The organism is Jonesia quinghaiensis DSM 15701, from assembly GCF_000423205.1.
GTDB classification, from domain to species: Bacteria; Actinomycetota; Actinomycetes; order Actinomycetales; family Cellulomonadaceae; genus Jonesia; species Jonesia quinghaiensis.
In genome coordinates this window covers 383,650-400,202 of the sequence record NZ_AUHN01000006.1, presented here as the reverse complement: position 1 = coordinate 400,202, position 16,553 = coordinate 383,650, and the positions used below count along the sequence as shown (strand labels likewise).

Sequence of the window (16,553 nt, the reverse complement as noted above, 5' to 3'; positions counted from 1 at the left end):
CCTGCCATGCCCACCCATGCGCTCTGCACATGTCATAGGGCACGCGCACAATAGAGCATGTGAGTACCCCCGCCCCACCTCCACTTCCTCCGATCAACAGTGACGCACCTCAACTCGCGGACCTGTTTTCTCCCCCAACATGTGATTGGTTCACTGGAGCATTTGAGGCACCCACCCAAGCGCAACGAGGAGCATGGCAAGCCATCGCTGATGGAAACCACACTGTAGTTGTTGCGCCCACCGGGTCAGGGAAAACTCTCGCCGCTTTCTTATGGGCAATCGACCAAATTGCGTCCACTCCCATCCCCGTCGATGACCCAACCCAACGGTGCAAAGTTCTCTATATTTCTCCCCTAAAAGCACTCGCCGCAGATGTCGAACGTAACCTTCGTGCGCCACTACGAGGCATCGAGCAAGCAACAATCCGAGCTGGCAAAACACCGCGTGACATGACAGTGGGTATCCGTACCGGAGACACTCCAGCCGCCGAGCGGCGCCGATTTGCCACCAAACCTCCAGACATTCTCATCACCACACCCGAGTCGCTCTTCTTGATGCTCACCTCCGCTGCACGCGCAGGGCTCCGCGGCATCGAAACCGTCATCATTGATGAGATCCACTATGTGGCGGGGACAAAAAGAGGAGCTCACCTTGCGGTTTCCCTTGAACGACTCGACGCCTTGCTCCCCCACCCAGCGCGGCGAATAGGTTTGTCGGCAACTGTCGAACCAGTAACCGCTGTGGCCGATTACCTGGCAGGTGGGCGTGGCCCCACTGAGGGTGGACGCAGTGTACGCATCGTCCAACCACCAACAACAAAACGCTTCGATATCTCCGTTGAGGTCCCCCTCGATGACATCACTGCTCCCGCAGACAGCCCTCTCCCACATTCCGCGCTCCAGGGCGACGCGAGCCAAAACGCCCAAGCAAAAGCATCTGTGTGGCCTCACGTCGAAGAACGCATTGTTGATCTAGTCGCCGATCACACCACCACACTGGTTTTCACCAATGCGCGCCGCGGAGCTGAACGGCTCACCGCCCGCATGAACGAAATTTGGGCCCGCCGCCACGGTGAAGAAGTACCACCCCCCGGCGAACTCCACGCCGCCCACATCCAAGCGCAATCAGGGGCCGCTGCAGACGTACACCACACCATCGCTAAAGCCCACCACGGGTCGATGAGCCGTAATGAACGCACAAAAACAGAAACTGACCTGAAAAATGGTTCGCTGCCCAGTGTGGTCGCTACTTCATCGCTCGAATTGGGAATCGATATGGGGTCTATTGACCTCGTGGTGCAGGTGGGACCACCACCATCAGCAGCAAGTGGGCTGCAACGGGTAGGGCGCGCAGGACACCAAGTTGGTGCAGTATCACACGGGGTTATATTCCCTGTTCACCGCGGGGACTTGGTCCCAGCTGCCCTCATCGCGCACCGGATGCGCCACGGGATCCTTGAACCACTGCACCAAGTAACGAACCCCCTCGACGTCCTTGCACAGCACATCGTGGCGATGCTTGCTGTTGACGACTGGACCACACAGGACATGCTGGCGCTCATACGCAGAGCAGCCCCCTACACTGCCCTAGGAGACGCATCCTTCACCGCCGTTCTTGACATGCTTTCCGGCCGCTACCCGTCAGAGGACTTCGGGGAACTGCGAGCGCGCATCATCTGGGACCGGGCCAGCGGGGTACTCAGTGCGCGGCCTGGTGCGCTACGCCTTGCAGCGACCTCGGGGGGAACCATTCCAGACCGGGGCCTGTACGGGGTGTTTTTAGTTGATGGTGCGTCAGCAACCGAATCAGGTCAACAACCTCACGAGGAAGTTCCAGGTAACCCATCTGAGCGTCCAGGGAGTGTGCGGCTTCGTGGGGCGAAACGGGTTGGAGAACTTGATGAAGAGATGGTGTACGAGTCACGTGTTGGTGATGTCTTCACGCTGGGCTCCTCAACCTGGCGGATAGAAGAGATCACCCCAGATCGGGTGTTGGTGAGTCCTGCTCCAGGTTTGCCTGGGCGCCTTCCATTTTGGAAAGGCGACTCCCTCGGGCGCCCTTACTCCCTCGGCTTAGCCATGGGGGAATGGATGCGTACCGGCCGTCACAACCCACAAGACCCTGCCTGGCTAGGCTTGGACGACCGCGCTATGTCTAATCTTCGTCAGTACCTAGACGACCAAGAGCAAGCCACCGGGACACTCCCCACAGACACCACCATTATTGTTGAGCGTTTCCGAGATGAACTTGGTGACTGGCGCATCGTTATTCACACGCCTTTTGGCGCGCGGGTACACGCACCGTGGGCACTTGTCCTGGGCGCTCGTTTGAGGGAACGTTTCGGTGTTGATGCAGCAACGATGCACTCTGATGACGGCATCGTTGTGCGCCTGCCACAACTCGATGACCCGTATGCATTGCCCGATGAAAGTGCCTCTCAACCTGCGCACGCGGTCGGGGTGAGTTATGAAGATTTGTTTATTGACCCTGACATTGCATTCAACATTGTGCGGGAGCACGTCGCTGAATCATCATTGTTCGGTGCCCGGTTTCGTGAGGCGGCAGGCAGGGCTTTACTCTTGCCTCGGGCTCGTCCTGACCGTAGACAGCCACTGTGGCAGCAGCGTCAACGCGCAGCACAGTTATTGTCTGTTGCCTCCAACTACCCTGACTTCCCGATTGTGCTAGAGGCAGTAAGGGAATGTCTGCAAGACGACTATGACGTGCCCGCACTACGCGACATCATGAAAGACATTGAATCCGGGCGGATTCGTGTTGTTGATGTCACGACACAAACAGCGTCGCCCTTCGCTCAGTCACTGCTATTTGGCTACACAGCGCAGTTCATCTACGATTCCGATGCTCCACTAGCTGAACGTCGCGCTGCAGCCCTCACCCTTGATCCGACACTCCTCGCAGAACTTCTTGGGGCGTCTGGGTCTGGTGATCTTGCGGATCTTCTCGATGACCACGCAATAGAAACCACTGCGCACGAACTTGCCGGGATATCTGGGAAAAGGCCACTGCGCCATGGTGAAGACCTATGGGATTTTCTGCAGCGTTGGGGGCCAGCTTCACCACAAGCGCTTGCAGCGCGTTGGCATCATGAATCACACAGCACCATGGATAGTTCACCGTTGAACAGTCATATTGATGCGGTCACCTGCGATGATTCTGATCCTCGTCTTGCTGAGGTACACACTGCTCTGGCTGAATTAGAGCGGTCACGGCGTGTCATGAGTGTGCGGATGTCTGGGGTATCCACCTACCCACTCCAGTGGGCAGCGATCACAGATGCAGGTCGGCTTCGTGATGCGCTCGGCGTCCCCCTGCCCACAGGTATCCCTGATGCGTACACCGAAGCGCTACCGGACCCTTTTGCAGACCTTGTGCGGCGCTACGCAAAAACACACGTTCCTTTCACCGATCAGGATGTTGCCAACCGTTATGGTGTGGGGCGGGCAGTTGTTCGCGATGTTCTCCGCCGCTTGGTCTCCAGTGGGCACCTTGTTACGGGGAGGCTCTTACCAGAACGTTTCGGGGGAATCGGCGAAGAATACTGTGACCCTGAGGTTCTGCGGATGCTACGGCGGCGTTCCCTTGCCGCGCTGCGTGCTGAAGTTGAACCTGTCGCCCCAGCAAGTCTCGCCACTTTCCTGCCCTCTTGGCACCGGATGGGGCAGCTTCGAGGTGTTGACGGAGTGGCAGTTGCCGTAGAACAACTCACTGGCGCCCCGTTGCCCTTTTCGACTATTGAGTCTGACATTCTGCCCGCACGGGTACGTGGGTACCGCCCAACGATGATGGACGAGCTCATGGTCGGCGGAGACATACTGTGGGTTGGGCATCGCCCGTTAGCGGGTTTACGTGGTGGTCGTGATGGAGTTATTTCTCTCCACGAGGCGGCTCACGCGCATCTGACGTTACCTGTACGGCCGCCGGTTCATGACCATGAAGAGTTCGGCAAGAGCACTTTGCACCGCGACATTCACGATGCGTTGCTTGGGTCAGGTGGATTCTTCGCCCACCAGCTCATTGGACTGCTGAACGTGCCGACCTCTGACGTTGCCAACGCCCTATGGGACCTTGTGTGGGCAGGGTACGTCACCAATGACAGTTTCGCCCCGCTACGGGCGCTCGTGGGGCGCACTGGGGCCGCACCTGCCTCTCGTTCAACAGCTGCTCCACGAACCAGGCGGAGTTCCTCACGATTCGCCGGACTCAGCGGCGTACAACGCACCACGGCCAACATTCCAGACCCCACGTTGGTGGGGCGCTGGTCCAGTGTTCCCCAACCCAGTGCCCGCCCCGAAGAACACCTTGCCGCGTGGACAGCCGTACTCCTTGATCGGCACGGCGTCATCACCCGATCTGTCCTAGATACAGAAGATCTCGACTACCGGTTTGCAGACCTCTACCGGGCATTAAGCACGATGGAATCCGGTGGTCAGGTGCGCCGCGGGTACTTCATTGAGCACCTTGGCGGGTCCCAGTTCGCAGCCCCCGGCGCGGTAGAAGCTCTTCGTGCCAGCGACAGCGTCCGAGCAACAAGCGTGGACCGACACCTCAGCGAACCACTAGTTCTCAGTGCAGTCGACCCAGCTAACCCATACGGAGCGGCGCTCAGTTGGCCAGACACACCACAAGGCGTCCGACTCGCGCGACGAGCCGGCGCTCACGTCGTTACGATCAACGGTGAGCTCGTGTTCTTTATTGACCGTGGAGGGCGCGCACTGATCACCTGCACCACAAACAGCACACTGTTTCCCGCGGCTGCGCGCGCCACCATTCGAGCGGTAGACGACGGAAGGATGACTGGTCTGACGCTTCAACGGATCAACGGCGAAGAAGCCGTCCCCTACCTTCACTCCACCACTGGAGAAGCACTCCTTGCAGCACTTACCGACGTTGGGTTCTCCAGCACCCCAAGTGGCGTAAGGTACCGGGGAACTCGGAGGAACAATGCCTGAAGGTGATACCGTCCTGTGCGCAGCCAACCGACTTCACGACGTCCTTGCCGGAGCAGTACTCACCCGCAGCGACCTACGATGGCCCAGTGCACCACTCAACGCATTCGTAGGAGTCGAAGTGATAGAAGTCGGCGCATACGCGAAGCACATGCTGATGCGTTGCGCCGATGGGCAAACCCTACGGACACACCTGCGCATGGATGGCGTATGGCGAGTCACACCAACTGGATCCCGTGAATCACAGGGAAAATCCGACACAGTTCGCGCGGTCCTTGGCACATCACAGTGGACCTGTGTGGGCTACCAGCTCGGTATGCTCGATGTCTTAGCAACACGCGACGAACAGCCCCTCCTCGACCATCTCGGCCCCGACATTCTGGCCGACTCCAGTGTCCCCACTGCCCTCATTGATCGAGCCACCTCTGAACAACGCCTATTGGCGCCCCGACGCTCGCATGCCGGCCTCGGAATGACAATTCAGGGCATCAACGACGTTGGTTGGCTTCAAGGGCTTGAGAATTTCTCCCAACAACCCCCAGAGCGACCTATCGGCGAGACGTTGCTCGACCAAAGTGTTGTCAGTGGCATCGGCACGATATTTATGGCCGAGGGACTTTTCACCGCCAAGATTCATCCTCTAACGCCGATCAGCCAGGTTGATGTCCCCCGCCTGCTGTCCTCGATCCGTGGACACATGATCCGAGGAGTCATCCAACCGGTAAGCGGCCGGATCATTCATGTACACGCTCGGCGCGGTAGCCCCTGTCACCGGTGCGGAACACCAATATCACGCCGTATGGTCGGCCCTGAACTGCGGCAACGCCCAGCTTTCTTTTGCCCAACGTGCCAGCCTCTCCAGAATGAAGCTCAACCACGCAGGTAGGAAAAGTTATGGCAGGCTGCACCTGACCACAGCCTCCGCACAGTGCAGAGTGACACACAAATGGGGACCCATGTATGTGGCTCCCCATTTGTTAAGAACGCAGTGTTCTGTTGTGGTGCGGCTACACTCGAGCCGGTACGCGATCCATGACCATGTCGGCGGGAATGGTGTCTGGAATGTCCAGGCCTTCCGCTACCGCCACGCGGTCACTCACTTCGCGAAGAATCAGCGACAGCGGCGTGTCTAAAGCATCACAAATTGATCCGAGCAATTCTGACGAGGCTTCTTTCTGCCCACGTTCAACTTCACTCAAATAGCCTAATGACACTCGCGCTGCTGAGGACACTTCGCGGAGTGTACGACCTTGACGTTGCCGAGCGCTGCGCAGTACGTCTCCGATTTCTCGGCGTAATACGACCATCTGGCTACCTCCTCCCGTGCCCATGTGTCTATCTTGTCATGATGACTGTAGCAAGTCTTGCTGAAAGTACTCTGAAGAGCCTTCCATCACGTGCTACAGAATTCAACTATTGCCACGGGCTTATTGTTCCCTGGTTACAGTACTGCACGTATGTAAGTCGTCACATTTTCTTCCATCGGATGGACGCCAGTAGTGATGCACGAGTTTCACAGCCTCGTATGTAGCGTATCGGCGGATTTCATCACGACCTGAGGCTTCTGTTGTGAGTTCTGCACAGTTCACCTCATGGACGCGCACCCCGCGGCCATCAGCTAGCGCAATATAGACCAAGCCAACGGGCTTGCCATCCTGTGGTTCTGGGCCAGCAACACCTGTCGTTGCTACCGCAACGTCAGCTCCAGTACGTAGACGAGCCCCTACGGCCATCGCACTTGCCACATCAGGATCCACTGCACCACGCTCAGCTAATAGACGCGGATCAACGCCCAGCAAGGATGTTTTCATCGTCGTTGCGTAAGTGACTAATCCAGCGAGGAACACGTGCGAAGCACCAGGTACTTGGATAAAAGCGTCAGCAACCAAGCCACCCGTGAGAGACTCCGCGGCAACAAGCGTCTGCCCACTGCGCGCCATGGCATGGATACAGCATCGCGCTGCATCAAACTGCACACGGCTGACGTTACTTACTATCACCATCGCGCTGTCCCGCACGAAATACTCGCAAGCCTTGGACCATATAGTCCAGGCCTGTGTAGACAGTCACGACTACAGCGGCAATCATCAGTATCCAGGCGATGACGGTCACAGCACCAGGCAGTATCGACAGCGGGAGTAGCCATGCTGAAATAGCGGCTATCTGCGTTACCGTCTTGATTTTTCCACCACGAGAAGCCGGGAGAACGACATACCGAATAACGATGAACCGCATCAACGTGATGGCAGCCTCACGGCCCAAAATGACGATCGTTACCCACCATGGCAGTTCACCCAAAAGAGAAAGGACAACCAATGCTGCGCCGGTGAGGACTTTATCCGCGATCGGGTCAAGAATTTTCCCCAGATCAGTGATCAGTCCTCGAGAACGAGCGAGATGCCCATCAAGTTTGTCCGTCAATGACGCGACGAGGAAGATCACTAGCGCTGCGATTCGCCAGGCAACAGAGTCCTCGACAAGCAGCGCAGCGACAAAAAACGGAACCATCGCGATACGAATCATCGTGATGATATTCGCGATATTCCACCAGTGGGCCTGCGCCTGCTCGCGGTTTTCTTCCGTCACGTCACACCCTGTCAGTTGGAGGCACGGAGCCTGATTACATACTGAGACGCCAGCATACTAGGTATCCCCGGAAGGAATTAGCGCACCGGACCGCTCCACCCGTCATCTTCAGTGTCTGCAGAGTCATGATAGTCCTCAGCAACTGCGGGCATATGCCCGTCGATTCCTTCGCTGTAGTCTGCTGACTCATTCGTCGACGATGGTGAGGGCTCCCCTCGCAAGAGGGCGAGCGTTCCGGGCAAGTCTTCTGGCTTAACCAGAACCTCACGAGCTTTGGAGCCTTCTGAAGGACCAACGATTTCGCGGGACTCCAGAAGATCCATCAGACGCCCAGCCTTAGCAAAACCGACACGCAGTTTCCGTTGAAGCATCGAGGTCGACCCGAACTGGGTGTTCACAACAAGTTCAGCAGCCTGCAACAGGACATCGAGGTCGTCTCCAATGTCGTCATCAACAACCTTTTTCGCTGCCACTTGGGCCACGTCTTCGCGGTATATCGGTTTCAGCTGGGTTTTGACGTGCTCAACGACCTTGTGAATCTCCGACTCATTGACCCACGCGCCTTGAACACGCATCGGCTTTGATGAACCCATCGGCAGGAACAACGCATCGCCCTGCCCAATCAGCTTCTCCGCACCCGGTTGGTCAAGGACAACACGTGAATCGGCAAGCGATGAGGTTGCGAAAGCAAGGCGCGAAGGCACATTAGCCTTGATAAGCCCCGTCACCACGTCCACTGAGGGGCGTTGGGTAGCCAACACCAAGTGGATGCCCGCAGCACGTGCCAACTGTGTGATGCGTTGAATCGAGGCTTCCACGTCACGTGGAGCAACCATCATGAGATCCGCTAACTCATCGACCACAACGAGAAGGTAGGGGTACGGTGCGATTTTCCGCTCCGACCCAGGCAGCGGCTTAACTTTCCCGGCTCGTACAGCACTGTTGAAGTCGTCAATGTGTTTGAACCCAAACATGGCCAGGTCGTCGTAACGCGCATCCATCTCACGCACAACCCATTCCAATGCCTCAGCGGCCTTTTTCGGGTTGGTGATAATGGGGGTGATCAAGTGAGGAATGCCGTCATAGATCGTCAACTCCACACGCTTGGGGTCAACCAAAATCATGCGGACTTGGTCTGGAGTGGATCGCATCAAAATTGACGTGATCATCGAGTTGACGAAACTCGACTTTCCAGCACCTGTCGCGCCAGCAACCAAGATGTGTGGCATTTTGGCCAGGTTGGCAACAACGTACCCCCCCTCCACGTCCTTACCAACGCCCATCACCATGGGGTGCTCAGACTTGCGGGACACGGAGGATCGCAGGACATCCCCGAGCATGACAGTTTCACGGTCGGAGTTTGGAATCTCAATTCCGATGGCTGATTTGCCGGGGATGGGGGACAAAATGCGCACGTCTGCGGAAGCAACAGCGTACGCAATGTTCTTCGACAGCGCCGTCACTCGCTCAACTTTGAGGCCTGGGCCTACTTCTACTTCATAGCGCGTGACTGTAGGTCCACGCATAAAGCCCGTCACGGTGGCGTCAATACCGAACTGTTCAAACACTTGGGTGAGCGACTCGACGACTCGATCATTTGCTGCGGATCGGGTCTTATGCGGCGCACCACGTTGCAGCACATCTTCATCGGGAAGGAGGTAAACCGTGTCACCATCGAGCATGGGTTGTTCGCCGCGAGGTACACCTGATGATGCAGGCGGTGGCTCAACTGCGCGAGGAGACGGCGCTGGCAGGTCGCTGTCATCAGCTACGTCAGGGTCAAGAAGAATTCCGTCATCACCCTGGGTCGCACCGGCGATCACCTGGGTCGCAGCGGCTGAAGGCTTAGGCGGTGCTTCTGAAGGCGTGTTCGCGCTAACAGGAGGCGGCGGTGGCCGGCGCAATGCACGCTTTTTCTTCGGAGTCGGCGCTTCGGAGTTCGCTAGGTCCTCTGCATCTTGTTCAGCTTGGCGCCGTTCCTCAGCCTCCAATGCTCGAGTAAACGCCTCATCGCCCGCGTATCGAGGCAGAACTTTGGTGTTTCCTTCGGCTGAAGTTTTGTTCTTTTTCCCTCGACCGAACAAGCCAGTTTTCGCACGGGACGGCGCAACTGGAGAAGGTTCGTTACCGTCATGGCGGGAAACCCCGTCAGCGAATTCTAGTGCGTCTTCGCTCTCAGGTTGGTGTTCTTGGGGAGCGCCAAATAGCCATTCCCGAGCAGCCGAAAGGCGCTGCGGAATGGCTGATACGGGTGTTTTTGTTGTCACAAGTACGCCAAAAAAGCCTACGACTAACAAAATGAGCACAGCGGGGATAGGTGTTAAACCAACTGCTAGCGGATACCCCAGCAGAAAGCCCAGCACTCCCCCAGCTTCACTGAATTGCTCTACGCCATCCAATAGACTTGGGAAATCTTGGGTCACATGAACGATTCCGGTCACTGCTAGGAGCATGCACGCGACGCCGATCGTGACGCGTTGAGTGCGTTCTTGGCGTTGTCTACGCGTTAAGATCCGCAGAGCCCACACAGCAAGCACAACGGGAATCATGAAAGACAACGCTCCGACCACGAATGTCGCGGCGATGTGCAACCAATGAGCAACTGGAGCATCCACTCCAAACCACTCTGCTGTAGCGCTGGCAATTGCCGCGGCGATCAGCACCAAACCAAAAGCATCCAACGCGTGGTCTGGCCCAGCTCCAGACTCAGTGGTCGGTAACGGGCGAGTTTTATCACCCGCTGTGCCACGTGACCCACTAGCGGTGGACCGCGCTCGGGTCGGCGAGGAACGTTTCGTGGAGGATGACGATCGGGAACGCGGGGCCATAGGTCTCAATCTAGCTTTACTTGGCGTTTGGTGTGCGCATTTGTGCCTGTGTCCAGGACAACTGTGATGCGCACACCAAACGGTGTGGTCGTAGTGCTCTACGCTTCAACGACAACTGGGATGATCATCGGTTTTCTGCGCAATTTCGTAGCGATCCAGCGCCCAACGGTTCTGCGCATGACTTGCTGCAGTTGGTGAACATCAGCATTGCCGGTTGCTGCGGACTGTTCAATGGCGGCCACGAGTTGAGGCCGGATGTCGTCGAACACGGAAGCGTCTTCTGCGAAGCCACGTGCAAGGATCTGAGGACCCCCCACAACCTTCCCCGTCGATGAGTCGACAACGGCAAACAATGAGACAAACCCCTCTTCGGAGAGGATCGTGCGATCTTTTAACTCGGCTTCAGTAATCTCACCGACACTGGAACCATCCACAAAAACGTATCCGCACGGCACTGCTCCAACGATGGACGCTTGCCCATCGATGAGGTCAACAACCACACCATCCTCAGCGAGGATAACGTTTTGCGCGGGAACTCCCGTGCGCACAGCGATAGCACCGTTGGCGATGAGGTGGCGGACTTCACCGTGAATAGGCATCACGTTCTTGGGGCGAATAATGTTGTAGCAGTACGTGAGCTCGCCCTCTGGGGCGTGCCCCGAGACGTGCACCTTAGCGTTGCCTGAGTGCACAACTTTGGCTCCAAGCCTCATGAGCCCGTTGATCACCCGATACACCGATGACTCATTGCCGGGGATAAGTGAGGAGGCAAAGATCACCGTGTCGCCTTGCCCTACCGAAATACGGTGGGACTGGTTAGCGATGCGCGAAAGTGCAGCCATTGGCTCGCCTTGGGAGCCTGTACACATGAGTACGATGCGGTCATCGGGCAGTGCATCAAGGTCCTTCATATCCACTAGCACACCTGCTGGGATATTGAGGTAGCCAAGTTCAGCGGCGATCCCCATGTTGCGCACCATGGACCGCCCGACCAGGGCGACCTTTCGGCCGTGTTCATGGGCAGCGTCAAAGACTTGCTGAATGCGGTGCACGTGAGATGCGAACGACGCAACAACAACGCGCCCTTCACTTTGGCGGAAGACGTTTGACAACACTGGGCCAATTTCGCGTTCCGCGGTAACAAACCCAGGGACTTCTGCGTTTGTCGAGTCAACCATGAAGAGGTCAACACCTTGTTCACCAAGTCGTGCGAAGGCGCGCAGGTCGGTGATCCGCCCGTCCAGAGGCAACTGATCCATCTTGAAGTCACCTGTGTTCAACACCGTGCCTGCTGGAGTGGTAACAGCAACTGCGAGCGCGTCAGGGATGGAGTGGTTGACGGCAACGAACTCGAGGTCAAAGACGCCTCGTTTAATTTTTTGTTCTTCAGCGACCAGTACGGTGGTGGGCGTGATGCGGTGTTCTTTGAGTTTGGCTTCGATGAATGCCAGGGTGAGCCGTGACCCGATGATGGGGATGTCTCGGCGTTGGCGCAGGAGATATGGAACCCCACCAATGTGGTCTTCGTGGCCATGTGTCAGGACTATTGCCTCGATGTCGTCAAGGCGTCCTTGCAGGTAGCTGAAGTCGGGCAGGATGAGGTCCACGCCTGGTTGGTGGTCTTCTGGGAAGAGGACACCGCAGTCGATGATGAGGAGTCGGCCATCGTATTCGAGGACTGACATGTTACGGCCGATCTCGCCGAGTCCACCGAGTGCAACGACGCGTAGGGCGCCTGCAGCTAGTGGTGGTGGTGTCGGCAGATCAGGGTGAGGATGACTCACATACCCTCCTAGGGTTGATTGGTCGGCGACGCGACGGCGCCAAGTAATCCGTACGCTGTTAAAGCGTCGGTTAGAGTCGCGATGTCAGATTCTGTTGCGTTTACCTGGGGCAAGCGCAGTGTGTCGTGAGGGATAGCCCCCACAAGTCGGAGTGCGGCCTTGACCGTGACCACGCCGAACCCTGCGTCCATGACAGCGGAGATCAGTGGGGCGAGGCGTTGAGAGGTTGCCACTGCTTCGTGGTGGCGTCCCGTTTCGAATTGTTTGGTCAAGGTGACAAATTCTGGGGTGGCAAGGTGGGAAACAACGGAAACGATGCCTGCCGCACCGAGCGACAGAAATGGCAGGTAGAGTCCGTCATCTCCTGAGTACCAGGCCAGGTTGGTGGCAGCGATGTTCGCTGCAGCTGTTCCCAAGTCACCTGTCGCGTCTTTGACGGCAACGATGTTTGGGTGTTCGGCGAGTGAGATGTACGTTTCGGGCGCGAAGCGCACTCCTGTTCGGCCGGGGATGTCATAGAGCATCACGGGCAAGTCAGTAGAGTCAGCTACTGCTTGGGTGTGCGCGATGATGCCTCGCTGGCTGGGCCGCGAGTAGTAAGGGGACACAACGAGGAGGCCGCTAGCGCCAGATTCGGCTGCTTGTTCGGCCATTCGGACAGCGTGTTTTGTGTCATTGGAGCCTGCTCCGGCAATGATGTGGGCGCGCTCCCCCACGGCGTCAGCAACTGCACGGATGAGTTCAGCTTTTTCTGGTGCGTGGGTTGTCGGGGCTTCGCCTGTCGTTCCATTCAGGACAAGTCCGTCGTTGCCTTCATCAACGAGCCGTGTTGCAAGTGCAACAGCGGTGTCGATGTCGAGGCTTCCGTCTGCGTGGAAAGGGGTCACCATGGCGGTGAGCACGGATCCGAACGGCTTGGTCATCGAAGTGTCAGGCATAGTCTCAATCTACCTTGTCTCGTCGGTGGTGGGCTGCCCTGGTGAAGTGGTGGACTGCGTGCGCCATGTTGAGAACGTGAGTTCGGTACCATCTGGAGCGCACAGAGTGCTGCGTTTCTCGCAATGAAAAGTGGAGGGAATGGGAGGAGCCACCGTGTCACCTGCGATATCTCGGTGTATGTCAGTCACTTCAAGGTGTGACGCATAGGGCATGAACGCTTGATATATCGTTGCTCCTCCGATAATCCAAGCGGTGGGTGTTGGGTGAGCGGCTGAGGCATCGTTATCTGGGAGTTCACGGGGGTGTTCAGTGAGCCATTGCAAGGCTTGTGGGACGCTTGCGACCACAATGGCGCCTGGTGCCTCATAGTTGTGTTGGGTACTCAACACAATGTTTGTGCGTTTGGGGAGTGGCCGGATAGGCAGTGACTCCCATGTCTCGCGCCCCATAATGACCGCGTGCCCTGCGGTGGTGCGGCGAAAGTGCTTCATGTCGTCTGAGTAATGCCACGGTATAGCGTTGTTCGCTCCGATTACTCCACCGCGTGCTTGAGCCCAAATCATCCCGATCACGGGCGTCGTTTGGTCGTAGGTATGTGCCATGGGGAGGGTCATACAGCGACCTGCCCTCGAATCGCAGGGTGTGGGTCGTACCCGTCGAATGAGACATCATCAAATGTGTAGTCGAACAGTGACTGGGCAGGAGTCAACGCCAGGGTCGGGAATGGGCGGATCTCCCGTGACAGTTGTTCAGTGACTTGGTCACGGTGGTTGAGGTAAATGTGGCAGTCCCCTCCTGTCCAAATGAAATCGCCCACCTCAAGGCCTGTCTGTTGCGCCACCATGTGGGTTAACAACGCATAGGATGCAATGTTGAACGGGACTCCCAGGAAAAGGTCAGCTGAACGCTGGTATAGCTGGCACGAAAGGCGACCGTCAACGACGTAGAACTGAAAGAATGCATGGCATGGCAGCAGAGCCATCTTGTCGAGTTCAGAGACGTTCCATGCTGAGACCAGCATGCGACGCGAATCTGGATTTGTTCGAAGGGTGTCTAGCACATCACTGAGCTGATCGATGTGGCCACCATCTGGAGTGGGCCATGACCGCCATTGCACACCGTATACGGGACCAAGTTCACCTGCGTCGTCAGCCCACTCGTTCCAAATACGAATCCCGTTTTCCTGCAACCAGGTGACGTTTGATTCTCCCCGTAAAAACCAGAGTAGTTCGCCCACAACAGAGCGCACATGGACTTTTTTTGTGGTGATGAGTGGGAAGGACTCGGCCAGATTGAAACGCATCTGATGGCCAAAAACGCTGAGAGTTCCGGTGCCAGTTCGGTCGCTTTTCAGGGCACCATCTCGCATGACGTGCCGCAGGAGGTCCTCGTACTGAGAGTTCACAGACATACCGGTATTCTCTCACTATGAGCCCTGTCTCGGTGTCACCTGATCTCGTGAAGAACACATCCCCCTTGGTCGCGGGTGTGTGGTCAACCACATCCCAAGCATTCGATGTGCATAACCCATTCACCGGTGAACTCCTCACTCAAGTTCACAGTGCTAGTGGGTTGGATGCTCGTGATGCTCTTTCTGCAGCCCACGCCATTTCGCCTTCGTGGGGCCACACCGCACCTGAGCAACGTTCAGCTCTCCTGAGCACCCTTCACCAGTTGACGCTGGAGAACAGTGAGCGCTTGGCGAGAATCATCACATTGGAAAACGGAAAACCTTTGACTGAGGCGCGAGCCGAGGTCGAGTACGCAGCTGGCTACCTCTCGTGGTTCGCTCACGAAGCCCTGCGCATACCAGGCGATGCCCGACGTGCGCCGGGCGGGCATCGGCAACTTGTGTTTCACGAACCTGTGGGGCCAAGTTTGCTCATCACGCCGTGGAATTTCCCGTTGGCAATGGCTACTCGCAAAGTTGCGCCAGCGTTTGCTGCAGGAAACGTCGTGCTCATTAAACCCTCCTCTGCCACTCCCCTCACTATTCTTGCGTGGGCTGAGCTCGTTATAGCAGCGCTCGATAGCCTCGACCTACCGCGTTCTATCGTGTCGATACTCCCCAGCGATAACGCAGCGGCATTAAGTACGGCACTTTTGAGTGATGCTCGTCTCCGTAAGCTGTCCTTCACTGGATCAACGAGTGTTGGGGCGAAGCTTCTGGCGCAAGCCGCACCTATCGTTGCCCGCACCTCCATGGAACTTGGTGGAAACGCACCATTTATCGTGCATGACGACGCTGACCTCGATGCAGCTGTCACCGGAGCTATGGCTGCGAAAATGCGAGCCAGTGGTCAGACGTGTGTTGCCGCAAATCGTTTTTATGTTCATCACGAGGTAGCCCACGAGTTCATGCGGAAGTTAGCAATAGCGCTGGACTCTCTGACCGCAGGTGACCCACTCATCGAAGGAACCACCCTTGGGCCGTTGATTAACGCCAATGAAGCTCAACGCATTGAATCACTCGTATCACAAGCTCTCCATACAGGCGACGCGCACCTATTTTACGAAAGGTCCCTCAACCCCAACCTCCCAGCATCGTTTAGCCCTCCACGGATCCTTTCGCGTGTGAAGCACCATGCATCTATCGTGACTGACGAAATATTTGGTCCGGTCATCCCTGTCATGACCTACACCGACATCAACGAATGCATCACTCAAGCGAATGACACCCCTTACGGGCTCGTTGCCTACGCCTATACCAATTCACAGAGCATTGCGTGGCGCCTCGTGGACGGACTGGAAGCCGGTATGGTTGCGATCAACCGCGGAGTGATCTCTGACCCCACCGCACCATTTGGTGGCATAAAAAGTTCTGGTCTTGGACGCGAGGGCGGCCACGAAGGAATCATGGACTACCTCACCACAAAATATGTTGCCTGGCAGTAACCCACTCTTTACCGTCACTACCTAGGAGATCTGTGCCTCCCGCCACACCACATGCCGATGTGTCCGTCCGCCCGTCAATCAGTGCGGATGCAGACGCAATCGCTGCCATACAGACGCAAAGTTGGCGCAGTGTGCATGCGCAGGTGCTTCCTCAAGAGGTTTTAGTTGGCTTTGACACTGCGGCTATGGCTACTCAGTGGCGGCAAGCAATCGATTCGCCACCCAACGCAGCGCACGCAGTTGTCACAGCGCTCGCCCATGATGAGATCGTGGGGTTCGCTGCAGTAACACCACAGGGTCTCATTGCATTGGAAGTGAAGTCCGATGCCCAGCGTGAAGGGCACGGTTCGCGGTTGCTTGCCGCGTGTGTTGATCGTCTTCGCGCAGACGGTATGACTGACATTGTCACGTGGGTTGCGCACCATGACCAAGCACGTCAACAGTTCCTCGCGTCCGCTGGTCTGACGTTCACTGGACGCACACGCGGTTTTGAGATTCCACCAGCAACAGCAAGCGCGTTTTCCGAGGAACGCTGGGCTGCTGCGATTTCTTAA

At 57.0% G+C, this 16,553-nt stretch carries 12 protein-coding genes; 4 read left to right on the top strand and 8 right to left on the bottom strand.

The window, feature by feature from the left end; all coding sequences use genetic code 11:
• Positions 1–59 precede the first annotated feature (59 nt).
• Positions 60–4,970 carry a DEAD/DEAH box helicase gene (locus tag G538_RS0107345; RefSeq protein ID WP_245566815.1) on the top strand — a complete coding sequence of 1,637 codons (4,911 nt, stop codon included), beginning with the start codon at positions 60–62 and terminating at the stop codon, positions 4,968–4,970.
• The gene (locus G538_RS15645; protein WP_035833556.1) at positions 4,963–5,853 is read left to right on the top strand and encodes a DNA-formamidopyrimidine glycosylase family protein; all 891 of its coding nucleotides are present in this window, start codon (positions 4,963–4,965) and stop codon (positions 5,851–5,853) included. Before G538_RS0107345 ends, G538_RS15645 begins: the two co-directional genes overlap by 8 nt.
• A gap of 121 nt (positions 5,854–5,974) precedes the next feature.
• Here the strand turns inward: G538_RS15645 and G538_RS15640 are convergent, their stop codons facing one another.
• The 8 genes from G538_RS15640 to G538_RS0107300 form a co-directional block, all read right to left on the bottom strand.
• Complete coding sequence (locus tag G538_RS15640) at positions 5,975–6,274, bottom strand: helix-turn-helix domain-containing protein (RefSeq protein ID WP_035833554.1); 300 nt, start codon at positions 6,272–6,274, stop codon at positions 5,975–5,977.
• Positions 6,275–6,394: 120 nt separating this feature from the next.
• Positions 6,395–6,907, bottom strand: coding sequence for a CinA family protein (locus tag G538_RS15635; RefSeq protein WP_051196693.1), 513 nt, complete (start codon positions 6,905–6,907; stop codon positions 6,395–6,397).
• A 46-nt stretch (positions 6,908–6,953) separates the two neighbouring features.
• Positions 6,954–7,553 carry a CDP-diacylglycerol--glycerol-3-phosphate 3-phosphatidyltransferase gene (gene pgsA, locus G538_RS0107325; RefSeq protein WP_029068809.1) on the bottom strand — a complete coding sequence of 200 codons (600 nt, stop codon included), beginning with the start codon at positions 7,551–7,553 and terminating at the stop codon, positions 6,954–6,956.
• A gap of 77 nt (positions 7,554–7,630) precedes the next feature.
• Positions 7,631–10,381 carry an FtsK/SpoIIIE family DNA translocase gene (locus G538_RS0107320; protein WP_029068808.1) on the bottom strand — a complete coding sequence of 917 codons (2,751 nt, stop codon included), beginning with the start codon at positions 10,379–10,381 and terminating at the stop codon, positions 7,631–7,633.
• Positions 10,382–10,479: 98 nt separating this feature from the next.
• On the bottom strand, positions 10,480–12,165 hold the full coding sequence (locus G538_RS0107315; RefSeq protein WP_029068807.1) for a ribonuclease J: 1,686 nt from the start codon (positions 12,163–12,165) through the stop codon (positions 10,480–10,482).
• Positions 12,166–12,173: 8 nt separating this feature from the next.
• Entirely contained in the window at positions 12,174–13,103 is a 930-nt protein-coding gene (dapA, locus tag G538_RS15630; RefSeq protein WP_035833552.1) for a 4-hydroxy-tetrahydrodipicolinate synthase, read from the bottom strand.
• Between the two features lie 9 nt (positions 13,104–13,112).
• Positions 13,113–13,718, bottom strand: coding sequence for a dihydrofolate reductase (locus G538_RS15625; protein WP_051196691.1), 606 nt, complete (start codon positions 13,716–13,718; stop codon positions 13,113–13,115).
• Positions 13,715–14,515, bottom strand: coding sequence for a thymidylate synthase (locus G538_RS0107300; protein ID WP_029068806.1), 801 nt, complete (start codon positions 14,513–14,515; stop codon positions 13,715–13,717). Before G538_RS0107300 ends, G538_RS15625 begins: the two co-directional genes overlap by 4 nt.
• Positions 14,516–14,532: 17 nt before the next feature.
• Between G538_RS0107300 and G538_RS0107295 the strand changes: the two genes are divergently transcribed.
• Both G538_RS0107295 and G538_RS0107290 read left to right on the top strand, forming a co-directional pair.
• Positions 14,533–15,999, top strand: coding sequence for an NAD-dependent succinate-semialdehyde dehydrogenase (locus G538_RS0107295; RefSeq protein ID WP_051196689.1), 1,467 nt, complete (start codon positions 14,533–14,535; stop codon positions 15,997–15,999).
• Between the two features lie 32 nt (positions 16,000–16,031).
• Positions 16,032–16,553, top strand: coding sequence for a GNAT family N-acetyltransferase (locus tag G538_RS0107290; protein ID WP_029068804.1), 522 nt, complete (start codon positions 16,032–16,034; stop codon positions 16,551–16,553).